14 protein-coding genes and 1 other annotated feature are annotated in these 17,321 nt (G+C 38.3%); of the genes, 2 read left to right on the forward strand and 12 right to left on the reverse strand.

Annotation, left to right across the window (positions count from 1 at the left end; all coding sequences use genetic code 11):
• Positions 1-71: 71 nt before the first annotated feature.
• From rpoC to rpmG, 10 genes are all read right to left on the reverse strand, one after another.
• On the reverse strand, positions 72-3,719 hold the full coding sequence (gene rpoC, locus BLQ66_RS07500) for a DNA-directed RNA polymerase subunit beta' (protein WP_074521630.1): 3,648 nt from the start codon (positions 3,717-3,719) through the stop codon (positions 72-74).
• Positions 3,720-3,737: 18 nt separating this feature from the next.
• Positions 3,738-7,703, reverse strand: coding sequence for a DNA-directed RNA polymerase subunit beta (rpoB, locus tag BLQ66_RS07505; protein WP_074521631.1), 3,966 nt, complete (start codon positions 7,701-7,703; stop codon positions 3,738-3,740).
• A gap of 247 nt (positions 7,704-7,950) precedes the next feature.
• A complete protein-coding gene (locus tag BLQ66_RS07510) occupies positions 7,951-8,166 on the reverse strand; it encodes a type II toxin-antitoxin system HicB family antitoxin (protein ID WP_074521632.1) in 216 nt (71 codons plus the stop codon).
• A gap of 124 nt (positions 8,167-8,290) precedes the next feature.
• On the reverse strand, positions 8,291-8,647 hold the full coding sequence (rplL, locus tag BLQ66_RS07515; RefSeq protein ID WP_027430867.1) for a 50S ribosomal protein L7/L12: 357 nt from the start codon (positions 8,645-8,647) through the stop codon (positions 8,291-8,293).
• A gap of 138 nt (positions 8,648-8,785) precedes the next feature.
• Entirely contained in the window at positions 8,786-9,283 is a 498-nt protein-coding gene (gene rplJ, locus BLQ66_RS07520; RefSeq protein ID WP_074521633.1) for a 50S ribosomal protein L10, read from the reverse strand.
• A 56-nt stretch (positions 9,284-9,339) separates the two neighbouring features.
• Positions 9,340-9,476, reverse strand: a sequence feature (ribosomal protein L10 leader region).
• A gap of 69 nt (positions 9,477-9,545) precedes the next feature.
• The gene (gene rplA, locus BLQ66_RS07525; RefSeq protein WP_034209983.1) at positions 9,546-10,241 is read right to left on the reverse strand and encodes a 50S ribosomal protein L1; all 696 of its coding nucleotides are present in this window, start codon (positions 10,239-10,241) and stop codon (positions 9,546-9,548) included.
• 154 nt (positions 10,242-10,395) lie between these two features.
• Positions 10,396-10,821 (reverse strand): 50S ribosomal protein L11, encoded by a 426-nt coding sequence (rplK, locus tag BLQ66_RS07530; RefSeq protein WP_027430870.1) that lies wholly within the window; start codon positions 10,819-10,821, stop codon positions 10,396-10,398.
• Positions 10,822-10,960: 139 nt separating this feature from the next.
• Positions 10,961-11,494, reverse strand: a complete 534-nt coding sequence (nusG, locus tag BLQ66_RS07535; protein ID WP_027430871.1) for a transcription termination/antitermination protein NusG — start codon at positions 11,492-11,494, stop codon at positions 10,961-10,963.
• An 18-nt stretch (positions 11,495-11,512) separates the two neighbouring features.
• On the reverse strand, positions 11,513-11,713 hold the full coding sequence (gene secE, locus BLQ66_RS07540) for a preprotein translocase subunit SecE (protein WP_074521634.1): 201 nt from the start codon (positions 11,711-11,713) through the stop codon (positions 11,513-11,515).
• A gap of 22 nt (positions 11,714-11,735) precedes the next feature.
• Positions 11,736-11,885, reverse strand: coding sequence for a 50S ribosomal protein L33 (rpmG, locus tag BLQ66_RS07545; protein WP_027430873.1), 150 nt, complete (start codon positions 11,883-11,885; stop codon positions 11,736-11,738).
• Between the two features lie 395 nt (positions 11,886-12,280).
• Between rpmG and fliD the strand changes: the two genes are divergently transcribed.
• On the forward strand, positions 12,281-13,606 hold the full coding sequence (gene fliD / locus BLQ66_RS07550; RefSeq protein ID WP_074521635.1) for a flagellar filament capping protein FliD: 1,326 nt from the start codon (positions 12,281-12,283) through the stop codon (positions 13,604-13,606).
• A gap of 113 nt (positions 13,607-13,719) precedes the next feature.
• Here the strand turns inward: fliD and BLQ66_RS07555 are convergent, their stop codons facing one another.
• Both BLQ66_RS07555 and BLQ66_RS07560 read right to left on the reverse strand, forming a co-directional pair.
• Positions 13,720-14,088 carry a hypothetical protein gene (locus BLQ66_RS07555; RefSeq protein ID WP_027430875.1) on the reverse strand — a complete coding sequence of 123 codons (369 nt, stop codon included), beginning with the start codon at positions 14,086-14,088 and terminating at the stop codon, positions 13,720-13,722.
• Positions 14,089-14,558: 470 nt separating this feature from the next.
• Positions 14,559-15,950: a class I adenylate-forming enzyme family protein gene (locus tag BLQ66_RS07560; RefSeq protein WP_074521636.1), complete on the reverse strand. Its 1,392-nt coding sequence runs from the start codon at positions 15,948-15,950 to the stop codon at positions 14,559-14,561.
• A gap of 188 nt (positions 15,951-16,138) precedes the next feature.
• Here BLQ66_RS07560 and BLQ66_RS07565 point away from each other — a divergent pair, with 188 nt between their 5' ends.
• Positions 16,139-17,314, forward strand: coding sequence for a CgeB family protein (locus tag BLQ66_RS07565; protein ID WP_074521637.1), 1,176 nt, complete (start codon positions 16,139-16,141; stop codon positions 17,312-17,314).
• The last annotated feature ends 7 nt before the right edge of the window (positions 17,315-17,321 follow it).

The raw sequence follows: 17,321 nt of genomic DNA on the forward strand, positions 1-17,321 counted from the left end.
GTTTCAACAGAAAAATAAAGGCATTTTAGATTTTCCAAAATGCCTTTATTTTTATTTATTTCAAATATTTATTACTCTTCAGTTACTGCAATTTCTTCTGTTGCATCAGCATCCTCTGAAACTGCAATTTCCTCAACAGGCTCTTCATAATCAAGACCTGTATCAAGCTGTACATTCTGATATCTCTTCATACCTGTACCAGCTGGGATTAACTTACCAATAATAACATTTTCCTTAAGACCGATAAGTGGATCAACCTTACCATTAATAGCTGCATCTGTAAGAACCTTTGTAGTTTCCTGGAATGAAGCAGCTGAAAGGAATGAGTTAGTTGCAAGTGAAGCCTTAGTAATACCTAAGATAATAGGTGTACCTGTTGCAGTTCTCTTACCTTCAGCCTCTAACTGTTCGTTAGTTTCTGTAAATTCTATAGTTTCTACTGTAGAACCTGGTAAGAATTCTGAATCACCTGGCTCATCGATAACAATCTTCTTAAGCATCTGACGAACAATAAGTTCGATATGCTTATCGTTGATATCAACACCCTGAATTCTATAAACGCTCTGAACTTCTCTAAGGATATAATCCTGAACTGCTCTAACGCCTAAGATTCTTACGATATCGTGTGGGTTTTCAGAACCTTCTGTGATTTCTTCACCCTTCTTAACAACCTGACCTTCTTCAACCTTACGTCTAGTATCCTTTGATAATGGATATGCTTTAGAGTTACCTTCATCATCTGTGATGATAATCTCTTCCTTCTTTTCTGTCTTGTTGATACTTACTGTACCACCAAATTCAGCAAGAACGGCTAACATCTTAGGTTTTCTAGCTTCGAAAAGTTCTTCTACTCTAGGAAGACCCTGTGTAATGTTATCACCGGCAACACCACCAGTATGGAATGTTCTCATAGTAAGCTGTGTACCAGGTTCACCGATTGACTGAGCAGCAATAATACCAACTGCTTCACCAACCTGTACTGTCTGACCTGTTGCAAGGTTTGCACCATAACACTTAGCACAAACACCGATATGTGAACGGCAAGTAAGGATTGTTCTAATCTTAACCTGCTTAACGCCTGTCTTACAAATAGCTTCAGCTCTCTTTGGAGTTACAAGGTGGTTAGCCTTAACAATGATATCTCCAGTTTCTGGATCTACGATATCTTCTGCTAAGTATCTACCTGTAATTCTCTCCTGTAATGGCTCAAGGATATCTTCCTTAGAACCTGAATGTGATGATCTCTCATTAACAAATGAGTAAACATACATACCAGGAATTGCCTTACCTTCTGAACAATCAGTCTCTCTAATAATAAGATCCTGAGATACATCAACAAGACGTCTTGTTAAGTAACCTGAATCGGCTGTTCTTAAGGCAGTATCAGAAAGACCCTTACGAGCACCATGGGCAGAAATGAAATACTCAAGTACATCAAGACCCTCACGGAAGTTAGACTTGATAGGAAGTTCGATAGTGTTACCTGATGTATCGGCCATCAAACCACGCATACCAGCTAACTGCTTAATCTGCTGGTTAGAACCTCTGGCACCAGAATCGGCCATCATGAAGATGTTGTTATACTTATCAAGACCTTCAAGAAGGGCATCCTTTAACTGATCATCAGTTTCCTGCCATACTCTAATTACATTCTTATGTCTTTCTTCATCAGTTGAACGACCACGGTTGTAGTTTCTTGTAATCTGTTCAACCTTAGCTTCAGCTTCAGCAATAAGCTGCTTCTTAATAGGTGGCACTGTCATTTCTGAAATAGAAACTGTCATAGCCGCTCTAGTAGAATACTTATAACCCATTGCCTTAATATCATCTAATACCTCTGCTGTTGTTGTAGTACCATGTGTATTAATAACATGCTGTAAGATGTCCTTAAGCTGCTTCTTACCTACATGGAAATCAACTTCAGGAAGAAGGAAATTTTCTTCCTTAGATCTATCAACATAGCCTAAATCCTGAGGAAGGATTTCGTTGAATAATAATCTACCAAGTGTAGTTTCAACGTTACCAGATACTTCGTTTCCGTTAGCATCCTTCTTAGTTACATGAACTAAAATCTTTGAATGAAGTGTAATTACACCATTCTCATAAGCTAAGATAGCTTCGTTAGTGCTCTTAAAGAACTTACCTTCACCCTTAGCACCAGGTCTTTCCTGTGTTAAGTAGTAAATACCAAGTACCATATCCTGTGAAGGAACGGCAACTGGACCACCATCTGAAGGCTTAAGTAAGTTGTTAGGTGAGAGTAACATAAATCTACACTCAGCCTGAGCTTCAACAGTTAATGGAAGATGGACAGCCATCTGATCACCATCGAAATCGGCATTGAAGGCTGTACAAACAAGTGGATGTAACTTAATAGCCTTACCTTCTACAAGGATAGGTTCGAATGCCTGAATACCAAGTCTATGAAGTGTAGGAGCACGGTTAAGCATTACTGGATGCTCTTTAATAACATCCTCTAATACATCCCATACTTCTGTTTCAAGATGTTCTACACTCTTCTTAGCTTTCTTAATATTGTCAGCAAGACCACGTCTTACTAATTCTCTCATAACGAATGGCTTAAATAATTCGATAGCCATTTCCTTTGGAAGACCACACTGATAAATCTTAAGTTCTGGTCCAACAACGATAACTGAACGTCCAGAGTAATCGACACGCTTACCAAGTAAGTTCTGTCTGAAACGACCCTGCTTACCCTTTAATAAGTCTGATAATGACTTAAGAGCTCTGTTACCAGGACCTGTTACAGGACGACCATTACGACGACCGTTATCAATAAGTGCATCAACAGCTTCCTGAAGCATTCTCTTTTCGTTACGAACGATAATTTCAGGAGCGCCAAGCTCTAATAAACGAGCAAGACGGTTATTTCTGTTGATAATTCTTCTATAAAGATCATTAAGATCTGAAGTAGCAAATCTACCACCATCTAACTGAACCATAGGTCTTAAATCTGGTGGGATTACTGGAATCTCTGTTAAGATCATCCATTCAGGCTTCTGACCAGCACTAATAAATGCTTCAAAAACCTCAATTCTCTTGATAAGTCTAGCAGCCTTCTGAGAAGTTGTAGTTGCTAACTCTTCCTTAAGCTTTTCAGCTTCTTCTTCAAGGTTAACCATTGAAAGAAGTTCAAGGATAGCTTCAGCACCCATACCTACTCTGAAAGTATTGCCATACTGATCATATAATTCTCTATATTCTGTCTCAGATAAAATCTTCTTAAATGGAATGTCTGTTTCACCTGGGTCAATTACAATGTAAGATGCAAAATAAAGCACCTTCTCTAAGTTCTTAGGACCGATATCAAGGATAAGATCCATTCTACTTGGAATACCCTTAAAGTACCAGATATGTGATACAGGAGCTGCTAAGTGAATGTAACCCATACGATCTCTACGTACAGATGCCTTAGTAACTTCAACGCCACACTTATCGCAGATAATACCCTTATCTTTGATCTTCTTATACTTACCGCAGTGGCATTCCCAGTCCTTACTAGGTCCAAATATTTTCTCACAGAATAAACCATCTCTTTCAGGCTTAAGTGTTCTGTAATTGATAGTTTCAGGTTTAGTTACCTCACCGTAGTAACCATCACTACGACGAGCCCATTCCTTAATTGTTTCAGGAGATGCAAGCTTAATCTGAATCTTGTCAAATTTTAAAGACTTATTGCTCTTTAAATTCTCTGCCATTATAGTGCTCCCTTCTCTTTATTCTTCGCTACCGTCACCGTAATCATCAGCTTCATCAAAACTATTGTCATCAAAGCTATCGTCTACATCAGTAGCATCTTCAAAACCATCTTCACCTATTTCTTGAATAGTTGAACCAGCCTTAGCATATTCAGCTTCCTGTTCTCTAGAGTTTCTTCTGTAGTTACCATCATCTAAGACCTTCTTAAAGTCAGTAACTTCGTATTCAGAACTCTCAAGGAGCTTAACTTCGTTATTATCTGCATCAAGAACTCTTACATCAAGTGCAAGTGACTGTAATTCCTTAAGTAATACCTTGAATGATTCAGGGATACCTGGTTCAGGAATATTCTCACCCTTAATAATAGCTTCGTATGTCTTAACACGTCCAACAACATCATCAGACTTAACTGTTAAGATTTCCTGAAGTGTATATGCAGCACCATAAGCTTCAAGAGCCCAAACTTCCATTTCACCAAATCTCTGTCCACCGAACTGAGCCTTACCACCAAGTGGCTGCTGAGTTACAAGTGAGTAAGGACCTGTTGAACGAGCATGAATCTTATCATCTACTAAGTGGTGTAACTTTAAGTAGTGCATGAAACCGATTGTAACTGGGCTATCGAAATATTCACCAGTTCTACCATCACGGAGTCTTACCTTACCATCGCTACCGATTGGAACACCTCTCCACTCAGCTCTATGATCTCTGTTCTTTGAAAGGTAGTCAAATACTTCCTCTGTAAGAACATCCTTATATTTATCTTCAAATGTTACTAAATCGCTAGGTAATTCCTCACCCTGCTTTTCAGCATCTTCTTTCCATTCCTTTAATTCCTTAGCATCGAATGGAGTATTAGCATAGTCATTAGCAAGCTGTAATGTTTCAGTAATATCATTTTCATCAGCACCGTCAAATACAGGTGTAGAAATGTTAAAGCCTAAAACCTTAGCAGCTAAACTTAAATGAATTTCAAGGACCTGTCCGATATTCATACGTGAAGGTACACCTAATGGGTTAAGTACGATATCAAGAGGACGACCATTTGGAAGATATGGCATATCTTCAACAGGAAGAACTCTTGAAACAACACCCTTGTTACCATGACGACCGGCCATCTTATCACCAACGCCAATCTTTCTCTTCTGAGCGATGTAGATACGAACTGACTTGTTAACTCCAGGAGCTAATTCATCACCGTTCTCTCTTGTAAATACCTTAACGCCCACGATAATTCCGTATGCACCATGAGGTACCTTAAGTGAAGTATCTCTAACTTCTCTAGCCTTCTCACCAAAGATAGCTCTAAGTAATCTCTCTTCAGCAGTAAGTTCTGTTTCACCCTTAGGTGTAACCTTACCAACTAAGATATCACCAGCACGAACCTCAGCACCAATACGAATGATACCATTCTCATCAAGATCCTTAACAGCTTCTGCAGCAGTTGAAGGTAAATCTCTTGTGATTTCTTCTGGTCCAAGCTTAGTATCTCTAGCTTCTGTTTCATATTCTTCAATATGAATTGATGTATAAACATCATCTCTAACAAGACGCTCACTAAGAAGTACAGCATCCTCGTAGTTATAACCTTCCCAAGTCATGAAACCGATAAGAGGGTTCTTACCTAAGGCAATTTCACCATTAGATGTTGAAGGACCATCAGCGATTACATCACCCTTCTTAACCTCATCGTTCTTAAATACGATAGGTCTCTGGTTGTAACAGTTAGACTGGTTAGATCTTGAATACTTTGTTAACTTGTATTCTCTTACATTACCATCTAATTCTCTAACAACGATTCTGTTAGATTCAGATAATAATACAACACCATCTTCTTCAGCAACTACACAAACACCTGAGTCAACTGCAGTCTTGTTCTCAATACCTGTACCAATAACTGGTGCTTCTGTCATAAGAAGAGGTACTGCCTGACGCTGCATGTTAGAACCCATTAAGGCACGAGTACAGTCATCATTCTGAAGGAATGGAATCATAGATGTAGCAACTGAGAAGACCATCTTAGGAGATACATCCATTAAATCAATCTGTTCCTTAGCAAACTGAGAAGTTTCTTCTCTAAATCTACCAGAAACTGTATTACGAACGAAGTAACCATCTTCGTCGATTTCAGCATTAGCCTGAGCAACATGGAAATCATCTTCTTCATCAGCTGTGAAGTATCTAACTTCATTAGTTACTCTAGGATTCTTAGGATCAGACTTATCAACGATACGATATGGAGCCTCAACGAAACCATAATCGTTAATTCTAGCATAAGAAGCTAATGAGTTAATAAGACCGATGTTAGGACCTTCAGGTGTCTCGATAGGACACATTCTACCATAGTGAGTATAGTGTACGTCTCGAACCTCGAAACCTGCACGATCTCTTGAAAGACCACCAGGACCTAAGGCAGAAAGACGTCTCTTATGAGTAATCTCACTTAATGGGTTATTCTGATCCATGAACTGTGACAACTGTGAACTACCAAAGAATTCCTTAATAGCAGCTGTTACAGGCTTAATATTAATTAATGACTGTGGTGAAATACCAGAAAGGTCCTGAGTTGACATTCTTTCACGAACAACTCTTTCCATTCTAGAGATACCAATTCTAAACTGGTTCTGTAATAATTCACCTACAGCTCTAATACGTCTGTTACCAAGGTGATCAATATCATCCTTTGTACCAACACCGTACTCTAAGTGCATGTTATAATTAATAGAAGCAAAAATATCTTCTACTGTAATATGCTTAGGAACTAAGTCAGCAATATTCTTCTCAATTGCATCCTTAATATCTTCAATATCAGAATTCTCTGATAAAATCTGCTCAAGTACTGGATAATATACAGCTTCAGTAACGCCTAATTCCTTAGCTTCTTCATCTGAAATATCTACCCACTTGCGGATATCTACAGCACGGTTTGATAAAACCTTAACTGTTCTATTAGAAACAGAGCCATCAAAGCTCTTAATTTCAACGCTGACAAATACAGAAGCAACGGCAGCATCCTGAATTTCCTGAGCTAATTCTCTAGTAACTGTCTCACCAGCCTTAGCGATAACATTACCATTAAGATCAAGAACATCTTCAGCTAAAACCTGACCATTAAGTCTGCTTCTGAAAGATAACTTCTTATTAAATTTATATCTACCAACTCTAGCAAGATCGTATCTTCTAGGGTCGAAGAACATACCATGAATAAGCGATTCAGCACTTTCTACTGATAATGGTTCTCCTGGTCTTAATTTCTTATATAATTCAAGAATACCTTCCTGATAATTAGAAGAAGAATCCTTCTCCATAGTAGCAAGAAGCTTTGGTTCCTCACCAAAAATATCTATAATTTCGGCGTTAGTGTTAACACCCATTGCTCTAATAAGAACTGTAATAGGTACCTTCTTATTACGGTCAACCTTAACATAGAATACATCGTTAGCATCTGTTTCATACTCTAACCATGCACCTCTATTAGGAATAACCTGAGCGCTATAAAGGAAAATCTTACCGTACTTATCCTTCTGAATGTCATAATATATTCCAGGTGAACGTACTAACTGGCTTACGATAACTCGCTCAGCACCATTAATTACAAAAGTTCCTGTTCTAGTCATTAAAGGAAGATCACCCATGAAAATTTCATGTTCACTAATTTCTTCACTTTCTTTATTGTGAAGTCTGACTTTGACTTTAAGTGGAGCTGCATATGTTGCATCTCTTTCTTTACACTCTTCGATGGAATACTTTACTTCATCCTCGCACAATTCATAATCTACAAATTCGAGACTCAATCTACCGTTGTAGTCTGCAATTGGAGATATGTCATCAAAGACCTCTTTTAAGCCTTCGCGCAAGAACCACTGATAAGAATCCTTCTGGACCTCAATAAGGTTAGGCATTTCAAGAACTTCCTTAGTTCTAGAAAAACTCATGCGCATTGATTTGCCTGACATTACCGGGCGTAATCTGTTCTTTTCCATTGACGTTTCACCCCTTGTGTTTATTTCGCAAATGTGGTTTATCATCAATTGATAGTGTCAAATAGACACAAATACCACAATAGTGCATTGTCCATATTATCACAATAAGTCAAGTTAGTCAATATCAACATAGGGATTTTTTAAGAATTATTTTTATAGAATAAGTACTGCATTACGTTACCCTGCTAAATTAGATTCGCAATAACTGCAGTACTTTTTAGAAAATGTATTATAACTTGTTTTGCCATTAATCTGGCTCCACAATTTTTGTTCCGTTTTTAACTGCTAATGAAAGCCACTCATACTTAGCCTTTTTTGCTTTGTTAAGGGCTTCTTCAATAGTCTTTCCTTCGCTTACCACCTCTGGAAGTTCTGGGTAAGCCACAGTAAATGTGTCCTTTGTTTTGTTCGGAATGATTCTAACCTTATATGGTAAATCATTATAATAATCTACAGATTTCATATCAAGCAGGACCTCCGTTTTTTATTTAATTACTAGTCAAAATAAAAGAGCCCAATCGAGAGCTAGCTCATCGTTGGGCTCTTAATAATTATATCATAGTTTCAACTAGAATGTTCAAGTGAAATTACTTTAATGTAACTGTAGCACCTGCATCTTCAAGCTTCTTCTTGATTTCTTCAGCTTCTTCCTTAGAAGCGCCTTCCTTGATTACCTTAGGAGCTGCTGTAACCATATCCTTAGCTTCCTTTAAGCCAAGACCTGTTACTTCACGAACAACCTTGATAACGCCAACGCCTGAACCAGCTGTTAACTCAACGTCGAATTCTGTCTTTTCTTCTGCTGCTGCGCCAGCACCTGCTGCTGCAACTACAACGCCTGCTGCTGCAGATACGCCGAACTCTTCTTCACATGCCTTAACTAAATCATTTAATTCTAAAACTGATAAACCCTTGATTACTTCAATAATTTCCTGTGTTGTCATAATCACTAAATCTCCTTTTCTTATAGTTGTGGTCAATGCCACGATTTATAAATATCTCTGATAGTTGTTAGTAGACTTGCTACCAACTCACGTATCTAATAATTGCAAACTAATGCTTGCTCACTATTCAACAACTTATTAAGCTGCACCATTCTCGTTCTGTTCAGCAATCTGCTTAATAACACGAGTAAAGTTTGTAATAGGTGACTGAATAGATCCAAGGAACTTGCTGAGAAGTTCGTCTCTTGATGGGATGCTTGCGATAACCTTAACGCCATCCTTATCATAAAATGTTCCTTCAACAACTGCAGCCTTTAATTCAAGTGCTTCAGCCTTTTCAGCGAACTTTGCTAAAACTCTTGCTGGAGCTGTAGCATCCTCCTTAGAGATTGCAATAGCGTTAGTACCATCAAGTAAGCTTGTGAATTCTTCGAATTCTGTACCAGCGATTGCTCTCTTAACTAAAGTATTCTTATATACCTTGTAAACTACACCAGCTTCTCTTAACTGCTTACGAAGTTCTGTATCTTCAGCAACAGTTAAACCCTGGTAGTTAACTAAAACAACGCCACAAGCGCCATCTAAGTTAGCCTTAATTTCGTCTACGATAGGTGCTTTAAGTTCTACCTTTGCCATTAAATTTTACCTCCTATTTAGATTCTTTCCGTTATATAACGGGGAATTGCCTCATGAAAGTAAAGAAAAAAGCCCTTCTGCCATTAAGACAGAAGGACTTGAAATTACATAATAATCTTAATTTCTTTCCTCGGCGAGCGTTTAACCTTTAACCTTACGGACTCACTGTCTTAGGGCAATAATATATGTTAATTAACAATAAGTTAATTACCAACGTGTGATAGTATACTATCAAAATATATAGGTTGTCAAGCGTTAAAAATTAACCAACATACTTAGCTGTTGAAACCTTAACACCAGGACCCATTGTAGAAGTTAAAACTACACTTCTTAAATACTGACCCTTAAGTGTTGCTGGCTTAGCCTTAACGATTGCATCCATAATAGCCTGGAAGTTGTCTGATAACTGCTCTTCTGTGAAAGAAGCCTTACCAATTGGCACGTGAATGATATTTGTCTTATCAAGACGGTACTCAATCTTACCAGCCTTGATATCATTAACAGCCTTTGTTACGTCCATAGTAACTGTACCAGCCTTAGGGTTTGGCATTAAGCCCTTAGGACCAAGTACTCTACCGAGACGACCAACAACACCCATCATATCAGGTGTAGCAACAACTACGTCAAAATCAAACCAACCATCGTTCTGGATCTTTGGAACTAATTCCTCAGCTCCTACGAAATCAGCGCCTGCTGCTAAAGCTTCATCAGCCTTTGCACCCTTAGCGAATACTAAAACCTTTACAGTCTTACCTGTTCCGTGTGGAAGAACAACAGCACCTCTGATCTGCTGCTCAGCGTGACGTCCGTCACAACCTGTTCTGATATGTGCTTCGATTGTCTCATCAAACTTAGCAACTGCAGTCTTCTTAACTAATGAAACTGCTTCTGTTGCATCATATAATGTAGCGCGGTCAATATTCTTGGCTGCTTCTACATATTTCTTTCCTCTTTTCATTATATAAACCTCCTAGTGGTAATAACGGAAGGATTAACTTTCCTCCCACATATATCGGTATGTGATATATGTTGTATTTTGCTCCTGCAATTCACATAAAGTGATAAAGAGCTGTTTCTAAATAGCTTGTGTAAGTTTGTTAACTAAAGACTAATTAGTCCTCTACAACAATACCCATACTCTTAGCTGTTCCTTCGATCATTGAAGTAGCTGCTTCAATTGATGCAGCATTTAAATCTGGCATCTTAAGCTCTGCGATCTTCTGAACTTCAGATCTCTTAATTGTAGCAACCTTAGTCTTGTTAGGTACGCCTGAACCTGACTTAATGTTGCAAGCCTTCTTAAGAAGAACTGCTGCTGGTGGTGTCTTTGTAATAAAACTAAAGCTTCTATCAGCATAAACAGTAATTACTACAGGGATGATTAAATCGCCCTGATCTGCTGTCTTTGCGTTGAACTGCTTAGTAAATTCTACGATATTAACTCCGTGCTGACCAAGTGCTGGACCAACTGGTGGTGCTGGTGTTGCCTTGCCTGCAGGGATCTGTAATTTAATATAACCTGTTACTTTCTTTGCCATAGTGGCACCTCCTAAAAATAATGTGGTAATTGGCGACCGCTATAATCTTTAACTTAAGAATATAAGTACTATGAAACATCTTATATTCTGCGGTCTCCCACGCCCGAAATAGGCTGTCTACCCATGTAGACCTTAATTGTTACATTAATTTCACGTCTGTGAAATCAATTTCGACCGGTGTTTCACGACCGAACATCTCAACGTTAATTGTAAGCACCTGCTTACCTTCGTTGATGCTAGTAATCTCTCCAATTGTATCTTCCCAAGCACCAGAAAGAATCATTACCTTATCTCCAACCTTGCCGTCAAACTGAACAGCTGGCTTTAATTCGCCAGTTGGAAGGTTGATACCTAGTGACTTGATTTCACTTGGAGTAAGTGGAACTGGTTTTGATCCAGGTCCAACAAATCCTGTAACGCCTCTTGTGTTACGAACGACATACCAACTGTCATCATTCATAACCATTTTGATAAGGACATATCCAGGAAGCATCTTCTTTTGAGCAGTCTTCTTAGAGCCGTCCTTAACTTCGACTACAGTCTCGAGAGGAACGAGCACTTCTAGAATCTGGTCCTGAAGATTTCTGTTTTCAACTGTTTTTTCTATGTTGACTTTAACCTTATTCTCATATCCTGAATAAGTATGTACAACATACCATTTTGCTTCGTCCATTCTATCACCTTTTCCTTATTATTTTACGATGAATTCAATACCAAAGCGGACTGCTAAATCCACTACTGCAATAATTACACCTAATAATACGGATACAAATAGAACTGAAACTGTCTCTCTTGTAAGAGTCTGACGATCTGGCCAAACAATCTTAGAAAACTCTGCCTTTAATCCTTTAAACCAGCTCTTCTTCTGCTTTTTTTTCTTAGCTTCGCTCATAATTGCACCTCACTGTTTTAGATTACTTTGTTTCCTTGTGTAATGTGTGTGACTTACAGAACTTGCAGTATTTCTTTGTTTCCATTCTGTCAGGATGTGTCTTCTTATCCTTAGTTGTGTTGTAGTTACGCTGTTTACACTCTGTACATGCCAATGTTATCTTAATACGCACAACTTCCACCTCCAATTTACTTAATTTTGTAGGTGTTTATAACACCAATTGGTTGCTTAATTCCATGCCTAAATCTTAGGGTTATTAAATTCAGGGCATAAAAAAAAGACCTCTTCCATAGCCGTTCTAATATAGCATAGACAAAAGACAATAGTCAACAACAAAATTAAAAAATATTCTTTTGATAAATTTTTATTATCTATTCTAAAAAAATAACTTTACATTTTTATAGGACTATGGTACTATAAAATTATGATAAAGGGTAGTATAGTGTAAAATTTTACTACTAGGACGTGACTATTTTACTAAAGCAAGCGAATTTAATACATTTTAGAAGTAGGGAAAGGATTCCTATTACTTTCTTTATTGATTATACAGACAAGGAGGTGACTGTTATGATCAGTAGCGTATACGATTACTATTTATCTCAGTATGGGCATAAGGCTAACTCTAAATACGACTCCCATACGAAAAACCAGCTAAAAACTACATATAATAAAGTTGTAAAGCATAACAGCCAGTCTCCAACCTATAAGACTGACACCTCAGACGATGCGGTGAAGTATGCCATCGACTTAAAAGAGAATGCAAGAGAATTGAATAATATCGCCAACGAGCTATCAAACGCTGACGGAACAGGAATGAACTATAAAAAGACAGCCGTTTCCTCAAATCCAGAAGCCGTAGATGCTGTATTTATTGGTGATTCGAAATTAAATATAGAAGATTTGACTGTGTCTGTAGATAAGATTGCCCAGAATCAGGTTAATATAGGTAATTATTTGCAGCCAAAGTCCAATTTGTTTGCCCCCGGGGATTATTCATTTGATTTAAATATTAATAACATCACCTACGAATTCCAGTTTAGCATCTATGATAATGAAGCAACCATTGATGTTCAGGAAAATGTATCTAGGCTTATTAATAAATCAAACATCGGCTTAAGTTCCATGGTTTTAGAGGATAGTTTAGGAAACACCGCCCTAACCATTGAATCCAACGCCACCGGTTTTAAAGGCATAAAGCCAATTACCTTTAATATAGTAGCAAACACCGACACGGAAGATAACTTCAATATAGATACAGCTACTAGTATGGAAAATGCTACAAAAAACGAAAATCTAGTAAGAACCCTAGGCTTAGATCGAATTTCCCAATTCCCATCTAATGCCTCATATACTATAAATGGCAGTCAAAGAGCAAGTCCTAATAATGACATAACCTATGACAAATCATTTATACTAAACCTTAAGACCGTCACGCAGGTGCCGGCTACTATAAGTCTTCTCGCTGATGCAGATTCCATTGCAGAAAGCATCGAGGAGCTGGTATCCGGCTACAACAACTTGATTTCTGTAGCTACGGATGAAACCAATAATCAATTTGGTGGCAACGAGAAGCTACGTAAAGAGATACAGGCCATAGCAAGTTCCTATAAAGAACAGCTAGGTCAAAGCGGTCTTTCAGTAGATGACCAAGGTTTAATACGCGTAGACAAGGAGGAAATTGTTAAAAAGGCTCAAGAAGGCGATTTGAAAGACGTTTTTAATAGCCTCGATTCCTTTAAGAGTGATATCCAAAAGAAGGCCGAAGACATTTCCCTAGATCCAATGAACTACGTAAACAATAAAATAGTGGCTTATAAAAATCCACAAAGAACAACTACTGACCCGTATAACCTCTCTGCCTACACAGGCATGATGTTTAACGGTTATACGTAGCGGCGAGTATAACCGTTAAGGATTCGACTCGCCAGCTCTATAGCACATCAAATGTAAAAGCGCTTATAGCCGATGTTATAAGCGCTTTTTATAATAAACTTTTTTCTTTTCCTTTAAGCAGCTGAAATCTTTAAATCAGCTTCTCTTTTAAAGTCCTCTACAAACTTTAAAATACCAGTGAAAGCCTCTACTCTAGCCTCATCATCTTCTTCCTTATTAGCCTTGTTAAGCTCAAGAACATAAGAGTTAACCTCGTCCTGATCAATAACCTCGCCGTTAGGATTAATCATATCCTGTGTAGAACCATAAATGCTAAAAATCCAGTAAAGACCCTTAAGGATGTGGTGCATATACTCATCTGTATCAGGTAACTTGTCACCAGAATACTCCTTAATAATGCGGCCAATAGCTGTAATTAACTTCTCGCAATATGGGCTAGCAGCCTGTAGTGCTTCAATCTGTTCCATTTCATAATTACTCATAAGTAAACCTCCTTACTTGTATACCTACAGGCGTTTCTCCACATGATACTGTAGGTAGGATGCCAGATATAAATCTGGCATAACCACTGAGATGTGCAACCGGTTTGTACCTACACCGGAGCAAGGATGGGACTTGAGAGCTTGTGATCCTTGTCCCCCTTAAATTTCATTGTTCCGTTAAGTTAAAGTTTCGATGCTAATTAGTTAATTAGCCCTGTGCTTTGTATATAGCTGGCGTCCGTACGCTAAATGCAATTTCGTCAAATCACATTCTATGGTACACGCGTAACTAAACTAGTCGACGCCAGCCCTACAGCACATCTGTAATATATATCGGAGCAAAGTTTCAAAACTTAACCCTTTCTAGAATTTCTTTTAAATTTTATGAAAATGTAGTCACCCCCGCCTAAATTCCATAAAAATAGCAGGTAGCCAAAGCCACCTGCCTAAATCACAAATTTAATTTTTTACTAGTTACAAGCCAAATACTTATCAATAATCTTAGCCTCGTCATGCTCTCCATTTTCCTTAGTAGGAAGAGCCTCCTGGCTAACAATAATCTTCTGGATCTCCCATCTGTAACCCTTCTTAGCATTGTACTTATCAATAAGATGTCTAAACTTAACCTCGCTATCCGACTTATCAACAGGAACAATAATTGCCGTTAAAAGGTCTGCATACTTAACTACGCAAGTATCTGCAATGCCATTTAACTCAGATAACTGCTTGCATGTAACCCTCTTACTAATCTTCTCGCCTGTTGCAAGCTGGATAAGATCAGGATTAGTCTTATTAAGACGAAGACGACCATCCGCTGTAAACTCACCATAGTCCTTAGTGTGGTAAACCCCGCCATCTAAGGCCTTTGAAGTATACTCAGGGTCAGTCTCGTAACCCGCCATAATCATGTCACCGCCAATTAAGATTTCTCCATCCTCGGCAATTGTTGCATTTACACCATCATAAAGCTCAAAACCGTCCTCGTCAGCCCTGCCGATACCAATACAACCAGAAGTTTCAAGAGCACCATAGACTGTGTAGGCCTCAACCCCACGAGCCATCATGCTTTCAAGATACTTCTTAGGACACTTAGCCTCGCCAACGATAATCTTCTTTAACTCCTTATTATAGCCATTAACCCTTGTAAGATATCTAGCCATAGCCGGTGTAATAGGTAAAACCGTTGCATTGTAATAATATGTATCCGCATCAATATGTCTTAAGCCCCTGCCAACAGCAACACAAGCGCCATTTGCTAAAGGCCACATAAGTCCATAAAGCACTGCAAAGATTCTATGCATTGAAATAGGAGTAAGAACTACATCCTTAGTGTCACATGTTAACTTACTATTAACTGCATTCGCTGCTGCCACAAGGTTTTCTGATGTAAGTACCGCAGCCTTGTCGTACTCACCACCAGTTGCAGTAAACATTAAAATGTTACCCTCTCCCTGCTTTAAATCAAGCTTAAGACCTTCAACGCTGTCCTTCTCTGCATTCTTAATAATTCTGGCATCCTTATCTGCCAAAATGTACTGATTAGTTGAAGTAAGAATAAACTCCACACTAGCCTTAGCAAGCAAGCCCTTTCTTACCTGTGCAGGCAAGAAAAAATCTACCAAAACCACATCCTTACCAGAAACCACAGTACCTAACATATTAACAATCCATCTATATGAAGATGGGCCATAAATTGCCACTCTCTGACCCTGGAAACGCTGCATATGAATAGCCTTTCTAACCACATCATCAAAAAGCTGCTTGTAGCTCACCTCAAAAGTATCATAAATTATAGCTCGCTTTTCAGGCCATTTAGCCGCCGCTTCCTCTAAAAAATTATAAATAAAACAATCTTTATTCATAGCAAATTCCCCTTATTTTGCAATCATAATTACATTAAAAATAATATCACAACCACCCCCATTTTTCCATTATTGTTTTAAAGCTAGAACAAAAAAATAGGGCAGTCTTTAAGGAGATTTACATATTCTTACGCTTTTGTTATAATATTTAAAGAAATTATCGTGACCAAATAAAGAGAGAAAAGCTTATGAAAATATTATTTTACAGATATGGAAGTATCTGCGAGCCAGATATCATTCACGGCTTCAAAAACCTAGGCTTTGAAGTCGAAGAAATTAATATTGAAGTAACCAATAAAAATCTACTGCCTGCCCAGTGCGTAGAACAGGTATCAAAAGTCCTCTTGCCAGGAGGTTTTAGCTTTGTCTTTACCATAAACTTCTTCCCTTGGCTATCGGATTTGTGCCAGATTCTAAAGCTGCGCTACATTAGCCTGATTGTGGATAGTCCCGTGCTAGAGCTATTTTCAAAATCCCTATCCAACTCCTTTAACAGAGTCTTTCTCTTTGATTTAAGCCTATATAAGGACTTTGAAAATGAGAATCCAGGCCACATTTATCACACTCCCCTTTACGCTAACACAGACCGTCTAGATAGCTATCTTGAGGGTGTCAGTGAAGCGCAAAAGGAGAAGTTTAGGGCAGACATTTCCTTTATTGGTTCAAGTTACGAAGAGAAAAACCCTTATAGTACCGCCAAATTTAGCGACTATTATAAGGGCTATCACGACGCCCTAATTGACGCCCAGCTAAACGTCTATGGGCTTAATTTCCTAGACGAGGCGGCAAGCGAAGAATTTTGTGATTATTTTATTGAAAATGTAGACCATCTTTATCGTTTCCCACCAGACGCCAGAGAAGACAAGAAAGCCCTAGTTACACAGGCGCACCTTAGTTACCGCGTGGCAGAAAAAGAAAGAAAACTAGCCTTAAATATGCTAGGGCAAAAATATAAATTAGATTTCTACACCCAAAGCTCCCTAAAGGACTTTAGAAATGTGAGATATAGAGGAAACGCCGGTAGCCTAGAGGAGATGCCAATAATTTTTAATCAGTCAAAGATTAATCTAAACTTCACCTCAAAAGCCATTAAAACCGGCATTCCACTAAGAGTCTTTGACATTTTAGGAAGCGGTGGTTTTCTTATTAGTAACTATCAAACGGAGCTTTTACAAGTTTTTGAAAATGGAAAAGACCTTGTAGTCTACGAGGACCTAGACCACTTAGTAGAGCTTTGCGGCTACTATTTAGAGCACGACGAAGAAAGAATAGAAATTGCAAAAAACGGACATGAAACTGTTAAAAAATATCACAATGTAACCACAAGACTTTTACAAATTATTGACCAAGCCTTTAGAGACTAGATTAAAA

It is taken from the genome of Lachnospira pectinoschiza (assembly GCF_900103815.1).
In the GTDB taxonomy this organism is placed as follows: domain Bacteria; phylum Bacillota; class Clostridia; order Lachnospirales; family Lachnospiraceae; genus Lachnospira; species Lachnospira pectinoschiza_B.

Coding starts and splice junctions, on each gene's coding strand:
- rpoC (WP_074521630.1), bottom strand. CDS start 3,719: ATGGCAGAGAATTTAAAGAGCAATAAGTCTTTAAAATTTGACAAGATT.
- rpoB (WP_074521631.1), bottom strand. CDS start 7,703: ATGGAAAAGAACAGATTACGCCCGGTAATGTCAGGCAAATCAATGCGC.
- BLQ66_RS07510 (WP_074521632.1), bottom strand. CDS start 8,166: ATGAAATCTGTAGATTATTATAATGATTTACCATATAAGGTTAGAATC.
- rplL (WP_027430867.1), bottom strand. CDS start 8,647: ATGACAACACAGGAAATTATTGAAGTAATCAAGGGTTTATCAGTTTTA.
- rplJ (WP_074521633.1), bottom strand. CDS start 9,283: ATGGCAAAGGTAGAACTTAAAGCACCTATCGTAGACGAAATTAAGGCT.
- rplA (WP_034209983.1), bottom strand. CDS start 10,241: ATGAAAAGAGGAAAGAAATATGTAGAAGCAGCCAAGAATATTGACCGC.
- rplK (WP_027430870.1), bottom strand. CDS start 10,821: ATGGCAAAGAAAGTAACAGGTTATATTAAATTACAGATCCCTGCAGGC.
- nusG (WP_027430871.1), bottom strand. CDS start 11,494: ATGGACGAAGCAAAATGGTATGTTGTACATACTTATTCAGGATATGAG.
- secE (WP_074521634.1), bottom strand. CDS start 11,713: ATGAGCGAAGCTAAGAAAAAAAAGCAGAAGAAGAGCTGGTTTAAAGGA.
- fliD (WP_074521635.1), top strand. CDS start 12,281: ATGATCAGTAGCGTATACGATTACTATTTATCTCAGTATGGGCATAAG.
- BLQ66_RS07555 (WP_027430875.1), bottom strand. CDS start 14,088: ATGAGTAATTATGAAATGGAACAGATTGAAGCACTACAGGCTGCTAGC.
- BLQ66_RS07560 (WP_074521636.1), bottom strand. CDS start 15,950: ATGAATAAAGATTGTTTTATTTATAATTTTTTAGAGGAAGCGGCGGCT.
- BLQ66_RS07565 (WP_074521637.1), top strand. CDS start 16,139: ATGAAAATATTATTTTACAGATATGGAAGTATCTGCGAGCCAGATATC.